At 72.4% G+C, this 16275-nt stretch carries 14 protein-coding genes; 1 reads left to right on the top strand and 13 read right to left on the bottom strand.

Annotated features, from left to right (window positions below):
- Nucleotides 1-111 precede the first annotated feature (111 nt).
- The 6 genes from pgl to tkt are packed head-to-tail and all read right to left on the bottom strand — an operon-like array spanning nucleotide 112 to nucleotide 8950.
- Nucleotides 112-846: a 6-phosphogluconolactonase gene (pgl, locus tag U5C87_RS13975; RefSeq protein WP_330473146.1), complete on the bottom strand. Its 735-nt coding sequence runs from the start codon at nucleotides 844-846 to the stop codon at nucleotides 112-114.
- Nucleotides 843-2303 (bottom strand): glucose-6-phosphate dehydrogenase assembly protein OpcA, encoded by a 1461-nt coding sequence (locus U5C87_RS13980; RefSeq protein WP_330473147.1) that lies wholly within the window; start codon nucleotides 2301-2303, stop codon nucleotides 843-845. Before U5C87_RS13980 ends, pgl begins: the two co-directional genes overlap by 4 nt.
- Complete coding sequence (gene zwf / locus U5C87_RS13985) at nucleotides 2300-3841, bottom strand: glucose-6-phosphate dehydrogenase (protein ID WP_330473148.1); 1542 nt, start codon at nucleotides 3839-3841, stop codon at nucleotides 2300-2302. The genes U5C87_RS13980 and zwf overlap by 4 nt, the downstream gene beginning before the upstream one ends.
- Nucleotides 3838-5478, bottom strand: a complete 1641-nt coding sequence (locus U5C87_RS13990) for a glucose-6-phosphate isomerase (RefSeq protein ID WP_330473149.1) — start codon at nucleotides 5476-5478, stop codon at nucleotides 3838-3840. The genes zwf and U5C87_RS13990 overlap by 4 nt, the downstream gene beginning before the upstream one ends.
- On the bottom strand, nucleotides 5475-6587 hold the full coding sequence (gene tal, locus U5C87_RS13995; RefSeq protein ID WP_330473150.1) for a transaldolase: 1113 nt from the start codon (nucleotides 6585-6587) through the stop codon (nucleotides 5475-5477). The genes U5C87_RS13990 and tal overlap by 4 nt, the downstream gene beginning before the upstream one ends.
- Before the next feature lie 5 nt (nucleotides 6588-6592).
- Entirely contained in the window at nucleotides 6593-8950 is a 2358-nt protein-coding gene (tkt, locus tag U5C87_RS14000; RefSeq protein WP_330473151.1) for a transketolase, read from the bottom strand.
- Between the two features lie 189 nt (nucleotides 8951-9139).
- Between tkt and U5C87_RS14005 the strand changes: the two genes are divergently transcribed.
- Nucleotides 9140-10114, top strand: a complete 975-nt coding sequence (locus U5C87_RS14005) for a heme o synthase (protein ID WP_443082133.1) — start codon at nucleotides 9140-9142, stop codon at nucleotides 10112-10114.
- 31 nt (nucleotides 10115-10145) lie between these two features.
- Here U5C87_RS14005 and U5C87_RS14010 read toward each other — a convergent pair whose 3' ends face one another.
- From U5C87_RS14010 to U5C87_RS14040, 7 genes are all read right to left on the bottom strand, one after another.
- Nucleotides 10146-11159: an NUDIX hydrolase gene (locus U5C87_RS14010; protein ID WP_330473152.1), complete on the bottom strand. Its 1014-nt coding sequence runs from the start codon at nucleotides 11157-11159 to the stop codon at nucleotides 10146-10148.
- A 10-nt stretch (nucleotides 11160-11169) separates the two neighbouring features.
- Complete coding sequence (locus tag U5C87_RS14015; RefSeq protein ID WP_330473153.1) at nucleotides 11170-12300, bottom strand: sensor histidine kinase; 1131 nt, start codon at nucleotides 12298-12300, stop codon at nucleotides 11170-11172.
- 73 nt (nucleotides 12301-12373) lie between these two features.
- Complete coding sequence (locus U5C87_RS14020) at nucleotides 12374-13075, bottom strand: response regulator transcription factor (RefSeq protein WP_330473154.1); 702 nt, start codon at nucleotides 13073-13075, stop codon at nucleotides 12374-12376.
- Nucleotides 13076-13159: 84 nt separating this feature from the next.
- On the bottom strand, nucleotides 13160-14125 hold the full coding sequence (locus tag U5C87_RS14025) for a COX15/CtaA family protein (RefSeq protein WP_330473155.1): 966 nt from the start codon (nucleotides 14123-14125) through the stop codon (nucleotides 13160-13162).
- Nucleotides 14126-14230: 105 nt separating this feature from the next.
- The gene (locus U5C87_RS14030) at nucleotides 14231-14713 is read right to left on the bottom strand and encodes a DUF2231 domain-containing protein (protein WP_330473156.1); all 483 of its coding nucleotides are present in this window, start codon (nucleotides 14711-14713) and stop codon (nucleotides 14231-14233) included.
- Between the two features lie 58 nt (nucleotides 14714-14771).
- Entirely contained in the window at nucleotides 14772-15551 is a 780-nt protein-coding gene (locus U5C87_RS14035) for an ABC transporter permease (RefSeq protein ID WP_330473157.1), read from the bottom strand.
- A complete protein-coding gene (locus U5C87_RS14040; RefSeq protein WP_330473158.1) occupies nucleotides 15548-16258 on the bottom strand; it encodes an ABC transporter ATP-binding protein in 711 nt (236 codons plus the stop codon). Before U5C87_RS14040 ends, U5C87_RS14035 begins: the two co-directional genes overlap by 4 nt.
- Nucleotides 16259-16275 lie beyond the last annotated feature (17 nt).

Below are 16275 nucleotides of genomic sequence, written 5' to 3' on the forward strand. Positions count from 1 at the left end.
CGTCGCGGTGGGCCGCGCATGACGAAGGGCCCGGGAGGATCTCCCGGGCCCTTCGTCATGCCCTGCGGCCGATGGCGTATGCCGTCCGGCCGGTTGGGTGGAGCAGTGCCCTCAGGCGATGCCCGAGGCGGCGTCGGCGTCGACGAGCCACAGGGTCGCGTCGCTGCCACGCGGACCGGCCGCCGGGACGTCCCAGCGGTCGGTTCCGGGTGCAAGGGCTGCGGCGACGGCCTCGGCCTTGTCGGCGCCGGAGACGAGGAACCACACCTGGTGACTGCGCTCGAAGCACTCGAACGTCAGGCTCACCCGGTCGGGTGGCGGCTTGGGCGAGTCGTGCACCGCCACGGCGATCGCATCGGTGATGCGCTGAGCGGGGTGGTGCGGGAAGAGCGAGGCGACGTGCCCGTCCGGGCCGACACCGAACAGCACGACGTCCCACGAGCCCTGGCCGTGCTTCCGGATGGCCTCGCCGTAGGCGAGCGCGCTCGCCTCGGGCGACTCGGAGGCGTCGGGGCCCGCGACACGGTGCACGTGCTCGGCCGGGATCCCGAAGGAGGCCAGGCCGGCCTCGTCGTTCTGGGTGTCGTTGCGGTCGGCGTCACCAGCCGGGAGGTAGCGCTCGTCGCCCCACCAGAGGTGCAGCCGCATGGGGTCGATGGCGAGCCGACCCGGGACGGCGGCGAGGGACGCGATGATCGCCGAGCCCATCGACCCACCGGTCAGGGCGACGTGCGCCACCCCGCGCTCGGCCTGGGCGTCGACGATCGCCCCGACGAGGCGCGCCGCCGCGGCATCGGCCAGGATCTGCTTGCTCGGGTGCACCACGACCCGGGGGGCGGCCGTCACGACGACGCGCTCCCGGTCTGCTTCGTGGCAGCCTGCTTCGTGGCGGCCTTCTTCGCCGTGGCCTTGCGGGTCCCGGCCGTGACGCGCGTCGTGGCCTTCTTCGCCGTGGCCTTCCGCGCGGTGGCCGTGGTCGCGGCCTTCTTGGCGGTGGACTTCTTCGCCGTGGCGCGCTTCGCCGCGCTCTTCGTCGTCGCCTTCGACGCGGCCCGTGCGGTGGACTTCTTCGCCGTGGCCTTCGCCGTCGTGCTCTTCGCCGCGGTCGTGGCCCCGCCACCCGACGAGGACGACGAGCTCGACGGGGCCGACTTCTTGCGGTCCTTGGCGGCCTGCTTCTCGCGCGGCGTGCGCTTGCCGGCGAGCTTGCGGGCCGTGGCCGCGTGCACGTCCTCGATCTCTGCGTGCTCGGGGGCCGGGGGCGCCGTGATCATGGCGCTGGCCTCCTGGGCCGACTCGTCCCGGCCCAGGCGTGCGGCGAGGCGCCGCGACTCCGCCGGGTCGGGAGCCTTGCCGGCCTTGGCCGCGGCGGCCGCGGTGAGGCGCACCGGCTGCAGGGCCCCGAGGCCGTGCAGCAGCGCGTCCTCGTAGGCATCGTCGGGGTCGAGGCGGCGCAGCTCGTCCGCGAGGCACTCCGGGAGCTCGCGCCGGGGCAGACTGATCCGGCGGTCCGGCTGACCCGTCTGCGACAGCGTCGCGACGACGTCGCCCGGGCGCACGAGGTCGATCGGGCCGCTCTTGCGCTCGAGGCGCACCGAGCCGATGCCCGAGCCACGCGGCGTCGACACCCGGTGCACCGGCACGTGCAGGCGTCGCGAGAGCCACGCCGCCAGCAGGTCGGACGACGGGGAGTCGGGGGCGCCGCTGACGACGGCACCGGTGATCGGCTCGTAGGGCGGCTGGTCGAGCGCGGCGGCCAGCAGCCCACGCCAGCGGGTGATGCGGGTCCACGCGAGGTCGGTGTCGCCGGGGGCGTAGGTGGCAGCCCGCTTCTTCAGCATGAGGCGCGGGTTGCGGTGCTCGGCGACGTCGGTGATGCGGCGCTGGGCCATGGCCCCGATGGGGTCCTTGGCCACGTCGGCCGGAGCCTCGCCGGGCCACCAGGCCACGATGGGGGAGTCCGGCAGCAGGAGCGGGACGACGACGCTCGGGCCGTGGTTGGCCAGGGTGCCGTAGAGCCGCAGCACGACGATCTCGCTCGCGCCGGCGTCACCGCCGAGGCGGATCTGCGCGTCGAGGCGGTTCTTGCCGCGGCGGTCGCCGGCGATGACGACGATGATGCGGCAGGGGTGCTGCCGGCTCGCCTGGTTGGCGACCTCGATGGCGTTGCCGGCATCGGTGTCCTCGACGACGACCACGAGGGTCAGCACCCGCCCGAGCGCCAGCGCGCCGACCTCGTTGCGCAGGCGCACCAGTGTCTTGCTGATCCCCGTCGTCGTGGTGTCGGTCAGGTCCCGGATCACGGCATCCTCCACGTACGTCCGTCGCGTTCGAGCATGCGGTCGGCCGAGGGGGGACCCCACGTGCCGGCCGTGTAGGGCTCCGGCTTGCCGGACTTGGCCCAGTGCTTCATGAGCGGGTCGAGGATCCGCCAGGACGACTCGACCTCCTCGTGGCGCGGGAAGAGCGGCGGGTCGCCGAGCAGCACGTCGAGGATGAGGCGTTCGTACGCCTCGGGCGAGGCCTCGGTGAACGACGAGCCGTAGCCGAAGTCCATCGTCACGTCGCGGACCTCCATCTGCGCGCCCGGCACCTTGGAGCCGAAGCGCAGGGTGATGCCCTCGTCGGGCTGGACGCGGATGACGATGGCGTTCTGCCCGAGCTCCTCCGTCGCGGTGTGCTCGAACGGCAGGTGCGGGGCCTTCTTGAAGACGACCGCGATCTCGGTGACGCGCTTGCCGAGGCGCTTGCCCGTGCGCAGGTAGAAGGGGACGCCCGCCCACCGGCGGGTGTCGACCTCGAGCGTCACGGCGGCGAAGGTCTCGGTGACCGACTTGGGGTCGACGCCGTCCTCCTCGAGGTAGCCGACGACCTCCTCGGCGCCCTGCCAGCCACCGGCGTACTGCCCGCGTGCAGCGCCCTTGTCGAGGTCCGCGGGGAGGCGGACGGCCGAGAGCACCTTCTCCTTCTCGGCGCGAAGGTCCTTGGCGTCGAAGGAGACCGGCTCCTCCATCGCCGTCAGGGCGAGCAGCTGCAGCAGGTGGTTCTGGATGACGTCGCGTGCCGCGCCGATGCCGTCGTAGTAGCCCGCGCGACCTGCGATGCCGATGTCCTCGGCCATGGTGATCTGCACGTGGTCGACGTAGTTGGCGTTCCACACCGGCTCGAAGAGCTGGTTGGCGAAGCGGAGCGCCAGGAGGTTCTGGACCGTCTCCTTGCCCAGGTAGTGGTCGATGCGGAAGACCGAGTCGGGCGGGAAGACGCCCTCGACGATCTCGTTGAGCTCCTGGGCGCTCTTGAGGTCGTGGCCGAAGGGCTTCTCGATGATGACGCGGCGCCAGCTGTCGCCCTCGGCCTTGGTCAGGCCGCACCGCTCGAGCTGCTCGCACACGGTGGCGAAGAAGCCCGGGGGGATCGAGAGGTAGAAGGCGTGGTTGCCGCCGGTCCCGCGGTCCTGGTCGAGCTCGGCCACGGTCTTGGCGAGCAGGTCGAACGCGGCGGGGTCGTCGAAGGTGCCAGGCACGAAGCGGAAGCCCTCGGAGAGGTTGCGCCACACGTCCTCGCTGAAGGGCGTGCGGGCGTGCTGCTTGACGGCGTCGTGCACGACCTGGCCGAAGTCCTGCGCCGCCCAGTCACGACGGGCGAAGCCGACGAGCGAGAAGCCCGGCGGCAGCAGGCCACGGTTGGCGAGGTCGTAGATCGCCGGCATGAGCTTCTTGCGGGCGAGGTCGCCCGTCACCCCGAACAGCACGAGGCCGCAGGGTCCCGCGATGCGCGGGATGCGCTTGTCCTCGGCCGTGCGGAGCGGGTTGTGCCCGTGCGAGATGCGCGCCGGACTCATGCAGTCCCCCCTGCCAGCAGCGCCTCGCGCAGCTGCGCGAGACCTGCGTCGTGGTCGGTCAGGTGCAGCTGGAGCACGGGACGCCCGTGGTCGGCGAGGACCGCGGCGTCACCGCCGGCCTGGGAGGCGATGAAGTCACCGAAGGTGAACTCGCGCCCGGGGATGGAGAGGTCCTCCTTGGGGGCGGTGGTCACCTGGACGTAGACGCCGACGGCGGGGCCACCCTTGTGGAACTGCCCCGTCGAGTGCAGGAAGCGCGGGCCCCAGCCGAACGTCGTCGGACGTCCGGTCCGCCGGGCGAGCGCCACGCGGCACTGTGCCAGGTCGACGTCGGCGAGCCGGTCGAGGTAGGCCATCACGGCGACGTAGCCGTGCTCCGGGTCGAGCTGCGCGAGGAGCGCGTCTACGGCGCCGGACACCGTGGTCGCGTCACCGAGCCAGTCGGCGGGGCCGCCGAGCGTGCGGATCTCGACGGCGCCATCGGTGGCGGCCGCCTCTGAGGTCGCGCCGGTGCCCTGGTCGAGCAGGGCGCGAGCCGCCTTCTTGGCGCTCTCGACGTCGGGCTGGTCGAACGGGTTGATGTCGAGCAGGCGGCCCGCGACGGCGGTCGCCACCTCCCACAGGAGCAGCTGGGCGCCCAGGGCGCCGCTGACGCGTACCTCCGACGCGGCGTCCGCGGCGGGGGAGGACTCGTCGTCGACGGCCACGAGGCGGGCCACTGTGGTGTCGGCCGCGGGCCGGGCCACCTCGGGGTCCTCGTCGCTGCCGGCGACGACCGGCAGGACGCCGGTGCCGTTCTTGCCGGTGGACTCGGCGATGAGCTGCTCGGCCCAGTCGGCGAACCCGACGATGCCGGAGCCGTCGTCGACGAGCACGAGCTTGTCGCGCAGCGGCTCGGTGCCGCCCATGGCGGCGCCGAGACGCAGACCCGGGTTGGCGTCGTCGTCGGCGGCGAGCAGGTCGGCAACCGACTCGGCCTCGTCGAGGAGGGCCTCGACGTCGACGCCGGCGAGGCCGCTCGGCACGAGACCGAAGGCGGTCAGGGCCGAGTAGCGCCCACCGACCTCGGGGTCGGCGTTGATGACGCGGTAGCCCTTGGCGCGCGACTCCTCGTCGAGCGGGCTGCCGGGGTCCGTGACGACGACGATGCGCGACGCGGGGTCGATCCCGGCGTCCGTGAACGCCTGCTCGTACGCGCGGCGCTGCGAGTCGGTCTCGACGGTGGATCCGGACTTGCTCGAGACGACGACGACCGTGTGCTCGAGGTCGTCCTCGAGGGCGCGACGGACGTAGTCGGGCTCGGACGAGTCGAGCACGACGAGCGGCTTGCCGGCCGTGGCGCAGATGACCTCCGGCGCGAGCGAGGACCCGCCCATGCCGCAGAGCACGACGTGGGTCAGGCCCTCCTCGGCGAAGGAGTCGCGCAGGGCGGCGATCTCACCGACGAGCGGGCGCGACGAGCGGGGGAGACCCACCCAGGACAGGCGGATCCGCGACTCGGACTCTGCCTCCGGCCCCCACAGCGTGGCGTCCTTGGCGAAGAGTCGGCTGGCGACGGCGTCGTCGACGAGGGTCGGCACGTGCCGCCCGATCGCGTCCGCCGCTGCTCCCGATGCGCTGACGGACAGCGAGCTCATGCCGTCACCTTCTCCATCTCCGCGGTGACGCCGTCCAACAGCTCGCCCCAGGCCTTCTCGAACTTGTCGACGCCCTCGGTCTCGAGGAGGTCGACCACCTCGGTGTAGGAGACGCCGACGCGCTCGAGGTCGTCGAGCAGGTTGCTCGCCAGCTCGTAGCCGCCGGTGACGGTGTCGCCGTGGATGTCGCCGTGGTCGGCGGTCGCCTCGAGCGTCTTGCCGGGCATCGTGTTGACGACGTCGGCCGCGACGAGCTCGGTGACGTACATCGTGTCGGGGTAGGCCGGGTCCTTGACGCCGGTGGACGCCCAGAGCGGGCGCTGGACGTTGGCGCCGGCCTCGGCGAGCGTGCCCCAGCGCGGGGTCGAGAAGACCTCCTCGAAGGCCTGGTAGGCCAGGCGCGCGTTGGCGAGGCCGGCCTTGCCCTTGAGCCCCTTGGCCTCGTCGGTGCCGATGGCGTCGAGACGCTTGTCGATCTCGGTGTCGACGCGCGACACGAAGAACGAGGCGACCGAGTGGATCTTCGACAGGTCGTGACCGGCGGCGTGCGCCTTCTCGAGCCCCTCGAGGTAGGCGTTCATGACGGCCCGGTAGCGGTCGAGGGAGAAGATCAGGGTCACGTTGACGCTGATCCCCTCGGCGATCGTCGCCGTGATGGCCGGCAGGCCGGCCTTGGTGGCGGGGATCTTGATGAGGACGTTGGGCCGGTCGATGTCGGCGTGCAGCTGCTTGGCCTGCTCGACGGTCTTGTCGGTGTCGTGCGCGAGACGCGGGTCCACCTCGATGGACACGCGACCGTCGACGCCCTTGGTCGACTCGTAGAGCGGGAGGAACAGGTCACAGGCGCTGCGCACGTCGGAGGTCGTGAGCTCGTGCACGACCTCGTCGACGCCCTTGCCGGCCTTGGTCAGCGCGGACAGGTCGTCGTTGTAGCGCTCGCCCTTGGACAGGGCGGCCTGGAAGATCGACGGGTTGGAGGTGACTCCGACGACGTTGCGCTCGGTGATGAGGTCGGAGATCTTGCCGGTCTCGATGAGCTCGCGGGACAGGTCGTCAAGCCAGATCGAGACGCCTGCCTCGGAGAGGGCCTGGGTGTTCGGGTTGGTCATGCTGGTCACTTCCCCTTGCTCGGTGCGGAGGCGGCGGCTGCGCGGGCGGCGTTGCCGCTGCCGGTCTGCGCGTCGGCGCCCATGACGTCGGTGGAGGCGCTCTGGACGGCTCGGGCCGGGTTGGTCTCGGTGACCCCGGGCGCCTTGGTGGCGGAGCCCTTCGCGGCCTTGATCGAGTCCTTGGCGGCCTTGACGACCGCCTCGGCGGTGATGCCGAACTCGCGGAAGAGCGTCGCCTGGTCGGCGGAGGCGCCGAAGTGCTCGATGCTGACGATGCGTCCGGCGTCGCCGACGACGTCGTGCCAGCCCATCGAGATCCCCGCCTCGACGCTGACGCGGGCCCGGACTGCCGGCGGCAGAACCTTGTCCTGGTAGGAACGGCTCTGCTTCTCGAACCATTCCCGGCAGGGCATCGACACGACGCGGGTGGAGATACGCGACTTCTCGAGCTTCTCGGCGGCCTGGACCGCGAGCTGCACCTCGGAGCCGGTGGCGACGAGGACGACGTCCGGGTCGCCGGCGCGGGACTCCTCGACGAGGACGTAGGCGCCCTTGGCGACGCCGCTGGTCTTGCCGTACTGCTTGCGGTCCCACGTCGGCACGGGCTGGCGGGTCAGGCACAGTGCCGCCGGGCCGTCGGTGTTGGACAGGATCTGCACCCAGGCGGCAGCGGTCTCGTTGGCGTCGGCGGGCCGCACGACGTCGAGGCCGGGGATGGCGCGCAGGGCCGCGAGGTGCTCGATCGGCTGGTGCGTCGGGCCGTCCTCGCCGAGGCCGATGGAGTCGTGCGTCCAGACGTAGGTCACGGGTGCCTGCTGGATGGCGGCGAGACGCACGGCGGGGCGCATGTAGTCGGAGAAGACGAGGAAGGTGCCGCCGTAGGGGCGGGTCAGGCCCTCGAGCGCGATCCCGTTGAGGATCATGCCCATCCCGTTCTCGCGGATGCCGAAGTGCAGCGTGCGGCCGAAGGGGCCGCCCTTCCACTCACGGGTCTGCTTGCCGCTCGGGATGAAGGAGGGCTGCCCCTCCATCGTCGTGTTGTTGGACTCGGCGAGGTCGGCCGAGCCACCCCACAGCTCGGGCATGACGTCGGCGAGGGCCGTGAGGACCTTGCCGGACGCCGCGCGCGTGGCCACGCCCTTCGCGTCGGCGGGGAAGGTGGGCACGGCCTTGGCGAGGCCGGCGGGGGACGTGCCCGCGAGGATGCGGTCGAGCAGGTCGGCGCGGTCCGGGTTGGCCTTGCGCCAGGCCTTGTATGCCTTGTCCCACTCGCGGTGGGCGGCCTTGCCGCGCTTGACGACGTCACGGGCGTGCTTGAGGACGGCGGGCTCGACGGCGAAGGTCTTCTTCGGGTCGAAGCCGAGCAGCTCCTTGGTCGCGCCGATCTCGTCGTCGCCGAGGGCCGAGCCGTGCGACTTGCCGGTGTTCTGCTTCGTTGGTGCGGGCCAGGCGATGATGGTGTGCAGCACGACGAGGGTCGGCTTGTTCGTCACCTTGTCGCCGGAGCGGATGGCGGCGAGCAGGGCGTCGACGTCCTCGACGTACGTCGCACCGTCGGCGTCCTGGCGCCAGTCGACCTCGACGACGTGCCAGCCGTACGCCTCGAAGCGGGCGGCGACGTCCTCGCTGAAGGCGATGTCGGTGTCGTCCTCGATGGAGATCTGGTTGGCGTCGTAGACGACGGTGAGGTTGCCGAGCTCCTGGTGGCCGGCGAGGGCGCACGCCTCGTGGGAGACGCCCTCCTGCATGTCACCGTCGGAGGCGATGACGTAGACGTGGTGGTCGAACGGGCTCGTGCCGGGCTTGGCGTCCGGGTCGAAGAGGCCGCGCTGGCGGCGCTGGGCCATGGCCATGCCGACGGCGGACGCGAGGCCCGAGCCGAGGGGGCCGGTCGTGATCTCGACGCCGGGGGTGTGGTGAACCTCGGGGTGGCCGGGCGTCAGCGAACCCCACGTGCGCAGCGACTTGAGGTCATCGAGCGAGAGGCCGTAGCCGCTGAGGTAGAGCTGGATGTACTGCGTCAGGCTCGAGTGCCCGCAGGAGAGCACGAACCGGTCGCGTCCGAGCCAGGCCGGGTCGGAGGGGTCGTGCGTCATGACGTTCTGGTAGAGCAGGTAGGCGAGCGGGGCCAGCGACATGGCCGTGCCGGGGTGGCCGTTGCCGACCTTCTGCACGGCGTCGGCGGCGAGCAGGCGGGTCGTGTCGACCGCGCGCACGTCGAGGTCGCTCCAGCCGGCCTTCTTCGCCAGGGGGCGCGGCAGACCCGGGTCGCGCTGTGCCAGCAGGCCCTTCGTCTTCGCCGTGGTGCCGGATCGGGTGGGCTTCTTCGCCTTCGTGGCGGTGCTGGACGCAGCAGTGGGCACGGAACGGGTCTCCTTCAACAAGGGTTGATCACGTACGGCCACGAGCCTAGCCCCCACGTTGTGAGGCACGACACCTCGCCCGGGGGTCGGTACGCGGCCCTGCCGGTGCGGTGCCGGCCGTCGTCGGCGACGGTCTAGACTTGCGACGCAATGCTCACGTACCCCACGGGTCGGAGCGACGTACCAGCGGTGAGGATCTTCGTGACAACGGTGGACCCCCGCGCCGACCTCTCGGCGCTGCACGGTCCGGACGGCAGTGGGGTGAAGTTCCTGGTCGGACAGTACGTCTCACTGATGAAGCCGCGGATCATCGAGCTGCTCCTCATCACGACCATCCCCGTGATGTTCCTCGCCGAGCAGGGCGTGCCGGACCTCTGGCTCGTCGTGGCAACGGTCGTCGGCGGCACGCTGTCCGCCGGCGCCGCCAACACCCTCAACTGCTACATCGACCGCGACATCGACGCCGTCATGCACCGCACGAGCCGTCGGCCGCTCGTGACCGGCACGGTCAGCCCGAGGGGCGCCCTCGTCTTCGGGATCTCCCTCGCGGTCGTGTCGACGGTGTGGCTGGGCCTGCTCGTCAACTGGCTGAGCGCGTGGCTCGCCCTCGGCGCGCTGCTCTTCTACGTCTTCGGCTACACGCTGCTGCTCAAGCGCCGCACGGCCCAGAACATCGTGTGGGGCGGAGCCGCGGGCTGCATGCCGGTCCTCATCGGCTGGTCCGCCGTCACCGGCTCGCTCAGCTGGTCGGCGTTCATCCTCTTCCTCGTCATCTTCTTCTGGACGCCGCCGCACTACTGGCCGCTGTCGCTGCGCTACAAGGACGACTACGCCACGGCCCACGTGCCGATGCTGCCGGTCGTCGAGCGTTTCGTCGTCGTCGCGCGCCAGATCGTCGCCTACTCCTGGGCCATGGTGCTGACGTCTCTCGCGCTCGTCCCGGTCCAGCACGTCGGCTGGGTCTACACCGTCGCCGCGGTCGTCGCGGGTGGTCTCTTCCTCACCGAGGCGCACCGCCTGCTCGCCAAGGCGCGCGCCGGCGCGGCCGAGGACGTCCTCAAGCCGATGCGCCTGTTCCACTTCTCGATCACCTACCTCACGGTGCTCTTCGTGGGCGTGGCGCTCGACCCGATCTGGCACCTGCCGCTCCCGTTCCTCTCCTGAGGGCACCGAGGGCGTATGCCGTCCGGCGCGCTCAGGCGGTCGGGGTGCCGTCCTCGAGGTAGATCGTGCCTCCGTCGTGCGCGTGCAGGGCGGTGAGCAGCCGCACGTTGTAGGGGGCGACCCGCCCGTCCCAGTCCTCGGGCCGGGTCCAGTGGAGGTCGCGGATCTCGCGCTGCTGCAAGTGCGCCCGTTCGATCACGTCGGTGTCGACGGTACCGAGGTCGAAGACGAAGACGGTGGCGTCGCCCCACCCGTGCAGGGCGGGCAGCCAGTTGACTGCGAGCAGCGGCCCCGCGGTGACGACGAGGTCGAGCTCCTCGCGCACCTCCCGCACGACGCAGGCGGCGGGGGACTCGTGGCGGTCGACCACACCTCCGGGGAGGTCCCACTCGCGTTTGTAGACGAGCTCGCAGAGCAGCACGTGGCCGGAGACCGACCGCAGGACGCCCTGGGCGATCGCGCGCTTGGTCGGCAGGGTCGAGTCGAGCATCGCGGTGAAGCCGTCCCGGGTGTCGGGGTGGGCGTCGTCGCGGCGTCGCCCGAGCACGAGCGTGTCCTGTCGCACGCCGGCCAACGTCGCGTTGCCTCGGAGCCGACCCTCGCGACGCAGGCCGGCGCGCAGCGCGGTGCTCACCGAGGCGCGGTTGTCCGGGTTGACGTGGGCCTCGACGCGCTCGAGGCCCAGCTCGTCGAAGGCCCACTCGACGAGCAGGCGCACGGCGCGCCATGCGAGGCCGCGACCGCGGAAGGGCGCGTAGACGGCCCACGACAGCACACCCACGCCCTGGTGCTGCACCCGCACGTCCACGGTGCCGACGGCCTGACCCCGCCACTGCACGAGGAAGGTCACCTTGCTCCGGTCGGACCACTCGACGTGCGTGCGCCGGATCCAGTCGAGGTGCTCGTCAGCTGTCGGCGTGACGGCGGGGACGTCGAACCAGCGGGCGATCTCGTCGTCGTGGAGGGGGCGGGTGACGTCGCTGTCGTCGAGCGTCCACGGTCGCAGCTCGAGGTCGCCGTCTCGCAGGGTCGGCTGGTCGGTCACGACCCCCAGCCTAGGGACGGGGGTCGGGCCGGGCATCGAGGAGGGGGAGGGTGAGCTCGAACCGGCACCCCGGGCCGGTGTTGGCGACCGTCACGTCGCCGCCGTGGGCGCGGGCGATGCCTCGCGCGACGGCGAGGCCGAGGCCGGCACCCACGCCGGCGGCCGGGGTGCGGGCGCTGGTGCCGCGCCACCCCGGCTCGAACAGGCGGTCGAGCTCGTCCTCGGGGATGCCGCCGCACCCGTCGGAGACCGCGATGCGAGCGACACCGGCGCCGTCCGGGTGCACGGTGCGGCCGGCACCCCCGCCGGTGGCCACGCCCACGACGTCGGGGGCGTGCTCGTCGTCCTTGTGGCCATGGCAGTCCGGAGCGGGCCCGGTGGCGAGCGAGATGTCGACGGTGCCACCGGCGTCGGTGTGGGTCAGCGCGTTGGTCACGAGGTTGGCCAGGGCCCGGGACAGCTCACCGACGTCCGCGGAGGTCGTCACGGCCGCGGCCGGCGCCGAACCTGTCACGTGCACTCCGCGGCGTTCGGCGAGCACCCGGGCGGAGGCGACGGCGTCGGACACGAGGTCGCCCACGTCGACGGGCGCGCGGTCGAGGCGCAGCGTGCCGGACTGCAGCCGCGAGAGGGCGAGCAGACCGCCGACCATGTCGGACATCCGGTCGGCCTCGGACCGGATCCGCGCAGGGTAGGAGCCGTCCGCGGGCGCGTGGCCGTCCTCGAGGGCCTCGGCCATGGCGCGGATGCCGGCGAGCGGAGTGCGCAGGTCGTGCGAGACCCAGGCCACGAGCTCGCGGCGGCTCTGCTCGACCTGTCGGTCCCGGTCCCGCTGCGCCGTCTCCTGCGCGGACGCGCGCATCAGCTCCTGGACGCGTCGGGCGATGAGCCAGCCGAAGACGGCGGCGATGGGCAGCGACGTCGCGGTGACGACGAGGACCACGGCCTGGTCGTGCTCGTTGATGAACATCGCACGGGCGGTGACGACCACTCCGACGGCGACGCTGAGGATGACGACGAGAGGGGCGACGACGGCCGCGGCGACGAGCGACCGGGCCGCGAGGGCACGGACGACGAGAGCTCCGACGGCCCCGACGGCGACGGCCGCGACGGCGGCCAGCAGGGCCGCCTCGGTGATCACGGCCCCTCCCCGGTGTGCGCGCCGGAGCCGGCCGGCCACGGCGGCAGACGTACGAGCATCCCCATCGACCCGGTCACGGCCGTCCGTTCGCGGTCGCGCCGTCCCAGCGGTAGCCGACGCCCCAGACGGTCTGGAGCCGGACCGGCTGCGCCGGGTCGACCTCGACCTTCTCGCGCAGGCGACGCACGTGGACGGTCACCGTGGACTCGTCGCCGTACTCCCAGCCCCACACCTGCTCCATCAGCTCCCGCCGCGAGAAGGCCGTGCCGGGGTGGCTCATGAGGTGGGCGAGCAGGTCGAACTCGCGGCTCGTCAGGGCCAGGGGGTCGCTTCCGAGCCACGCCTGGTGGCGCCGGGTGTCGACGCGCAGGTCGGCATCGACGAGCGTGGTGCTGCCCGACGTCGCTACAGGTGCCGCCCGGCGCAGGATGGACTGGATGCGCAGCACGAGCTCGCGGCTGCTGAAGGGCTTGGTCACGTAGTCGTCGGCGCCGATCTCGAGCCCGAGCACCCGGTCGGACTCCTCGCCCCGGGCCGTCAGCATGACGACCGGCAGGTCCCCGCGCTCGGAGCGCAGGCGGCGGAAGACCTCGAGCCCGTCGAGGCCCGGCAGGGTGAGGTCCAGCACGACGAGGTCGGGGGAGTGCTCGCGGGCCACGGCCAGCGCGGCATGGCCGTCCTCGGCCTCGACGACGTCGAGTCCGGCGCGCTCGAGGTAGCCGGAGACGACCTCGCGCAGGGTGAGGTCGTCGTCGACGACGAGAACGGTGGGCACCGCTCCAGCCTAGGCAGCACACGGCCGCAGGACCTGCGAAAGTCCTTGCGATCCGGTGACGTCCGGGCGGGGCGATGCCCGAGGTCAGACCGGGTGGCGCCGGGTGGAGAGCACGCCGAAGGTCAGGGCGACGACGAGCAGGCTGGCACCGAGCATGTGCACGAGGACGAGCAGCTCGGGCAGCTTGGTGAAGTACTGCACGTAGCCGATGAGGCCCTGCGCGAGGGTGACGACGAGCACCATGGTCCACGCGCGGCGGGCCTCGTCGGTCTGCGCCGTGATGCGCACGGCGACGAGGGTGGCGATGACGAGCCCGCAGAAGAGCATGACGGCGTCGGCGTGCATCCACGACACGAACCGCGGGTCGAAGCCGGTGCGCGCAGGCCGGTCCGCGTCGCCGGAGTGGGGTCCCGACCCCGTGACGATGACGCCGAGCAGGAGCACGACCGCGCCGACCGCGCTCGTGCCGAGGGCCAGCGTGCGGGCGAGCGGGTGGACGACGAGCTCGCCGGGACCGGAGACCTCGTCCTGCGCTCCGCGCACCAGGGCCGCCGAGAGCGCGACGAGCACCATCGAGAGCAGGAAGTGCGACATGACGGTCCACGGGTTGAGCCCCGTCAGGACGGTGATGCCGCCGAGGAGGGCCTGCGCCGGGATGCCGGCGAGCACGCCGAGCGCGACGAGGTGCAGGCGCCGGCGCTGCGGCCACCGGGTCAGGACCACCCAGAGCGAGACGAGGGCGAGGATGCCCACGACGCCGGTCAGCGTGCGGTTCCCGAACTCGACGAGGTCGTGGTAGGCGCTCTCGGGCGTGCGCACCGGCGTGAACGAGCCCGGCTGGCACTCCGGCCAGGTGCTGCACCCGAGACCGCTGCCGGTCAGGCGCACGATGCCGCCGGTGACGACGATCCCGACCTCGCCGACGAGGTTGGCCAGCAGGAGCGGCCGCACCCAGGACGACGGGACGGTGGGGAGGCGACCCGCGACGCGGGCGAGACGGCTCGTGCCGGTCTCGCGGTCGACGTCGGTCACGGTAGGCGTGGAGGACACCCCGCAAGGGTATGCCGCGTGGCGCGCTCCTCCCGAATCGCCCGGTCGGTGCTGTCCGGGGTTCTCCGGCGGTCCCGGACGCTGCCCACGCAGGTGCCCGCCCGGTCAGGCCAGGTCGTTCCAGACGACGGCCGACCCGGCGTGGCCGGCCAGCACGACGGTCACGACGGCGGCGACGGCGGACAGCACGACGAGGGTGCCGACGAGCACGTCGAAGGCGTGCCCGCGCGGCGACTCCTCGTCGGGGGGCCGGGCGAACCAGAGGGCCACGAGGGTCAGGGCCATGAACAGCAGGCAGAGCAGCTTGGCGCGGTCGCCCCACTCGACGTGGTTGTTCAGCATCTCGACGTCGAACGAGCCGGCGCGCACCCGGGTCACCCGACGCTGCAGCGCCTCACCGCTCTCGGCGGCGACGAACGCCGAGACGCCGGAGACGACCGCTCCGGCGGCCGTCGGCCAGCGCAGCACGCGGCGCCACCCGGGGCGGACGACGTAGGCGATCGCGGACAGGGCGGAAAGAGGCACGAGCACGACGACCGCGTGGATGACGAGGGCGTGCATCGGCAGTCCGAAGATGTAGTCGAACACGTCGCCTCCAGGCCGTTCGGGACAGCGGATGTCGTGCGGTGCGGCCAGTCTCGTGCGTTCAGTCGTCGAAACGGAAGAGCCGCGCCGCGAGGGCCGTGGCGACCACTCCCCACGCGAGGACGACGCCGAGGGCGGCGAGGTTCAGCTGCCCGTCGACGAGCGCCGACCGGAGCCCGTCGGCGAGGCCCGCGGAGGGCAGGTACGCCGCGACGTGCGACACGCCGGCGGGAAGCTCGGTGCGCGGCACGATGACACCGCCCAGCCCGAGCAGCAGCACCCAGACGAGGTTGGCGATCGCGAGCACCGCCTCGGCGCGCAGGGTGCCGGCGAGCAGGAGGGCCAGCGCCACGAAGGCCCACGTGCCGACGACGACGAAGAGCACGGCATACGCGATCCCGGAGACGTCCGGTCGCCAGCCGAGGACGAGACCCAGCGCTGCGATGACGCCGACCTGGACGACCTCGACGGCGAGCGTGGCGAGCACCTTGGCGGCCACGAGACCGGAGCGCCCCAGCGGCGTGACGCCGAGGTAGCGCAGTACCGCGTAGCGCCGGTCGAAGCCGGTCGAGATGGCCTGTGCGGTGAAGGCTGCGGAGATGACGCAGAGGCCGATGACCCCCGGAGTCGCGACGTCGATGCGGGTGCCCGGACCGAGCGACGGCGAGCTCGTCAGGCTGAGGCCGACGAGCGCCATGGCGGGCAGGACGAGGGAGACGAGCAGCTGTTCGCCGTTGCGCAGCAGGCTGCCGACCTCGAACGCCGCCTGGGCGAGGACGCGCCGGCGCGGGGTGGCCGCGCGCGAGGTGGTCGAGGTGCGGGGCGTGGTCGGGGTGGTCACGCGGCTCCCTTGCGGGTCAGGCTGAAGTAGACGTCCTCGAGGGAGCGCCCGCCGGTCACGTCACCGGGCGCACCCTCCGCGACGGTGCGTCCGGCGTTCATGATGACGAGGTGGTCGGCGAGCCGCTCGGCCTCCTCGAAGGAGTGGGTCGTCACGATGACGGTGGTGCCGGCGTCGCGCTGCTCGGCCACGAGGTTCCACACGTCGAGGCGCCCGTGGGGGTCGAGGCCCGCCGCGGGTTCGTCGAGGAAGAGCGCCTCGGGGCGACCCAGCAGCGACGCCGCGAGCGCGAGGCGCTGCTTCTGGCCGCCCGAGAGGCGCCGCACCGTCGTGGACGCGAAGTCCGCCACACCGAGGCGACGTGCCACCGCGTCGACGTCGACGGGCTCGGCGTAGAGCCGGGCCAGGTGGTGGAGCAGGCGCAGCGGCTTGGTGCCGTTGGGCAGCCCGCCCGCCTGGAGCATGACCCCGACGCGGGCCCTGTGGTCTGCGCTGGCCTGCCAGGGGTCGGTGCCGAGGACGCGGACCTCGCCGCGGTCGGGACGGCCGAGCCCGACGGCGCACTCGATCGCGGTCGTCTTGCCCGCTCCGTTGGGACCGAGCACCGCGGTGATGCGTCCGGCGGGCGCCGTCCACGTCAGCCCGTCGAGCGCCGCGACCGGACCGAAGGTGCGGTGGAGGTCGGACAGTGTCACCGCATCGGTCATGGCTCATGAGTCTAGGC

This window comes from Terrabacter sp. C0L_2, assembly GCF_036352015.1.
Taxonomy (GTDB): domain Bacteria; phylum Actinomycetota; class Actinomycetes; order Actinomycetales; family Dermatophilaceae; genus Terrabacter; species Terrabacter tumescens.

Bases quoted from the DNA above. Each gene is read 5' to 3' on its own strand.
- zwf (WP_330473148.1), bottom strand. From the start codon at position 3,841: ATGAGTCCGGCGCGCATCTCGCACGGGCACAACCCGCTCCGCACGGCC.
- U5C87_RS13990 (WP_330473149.1), bottom strand. From the start codon at position 5,478: ATGAGCTCGCTGTCCGTCAGCGCATCGGGAGCAGCGGCGGACGCGATC.
- tal (WP_330473150.1), bottom strand. From the start codon at position 6,587: ATGACCAACCCGAACACCCAGGCCCTCTCCGAGGCAGGCGTCTCGATC.
- U5C87_RS14040 (WP_330473158.1), bottom strand. From the start codon at position 16,258: ATGACCGATGCGGTGACACTGTCCGACCTCCACCGCACCTTCGGTCCG.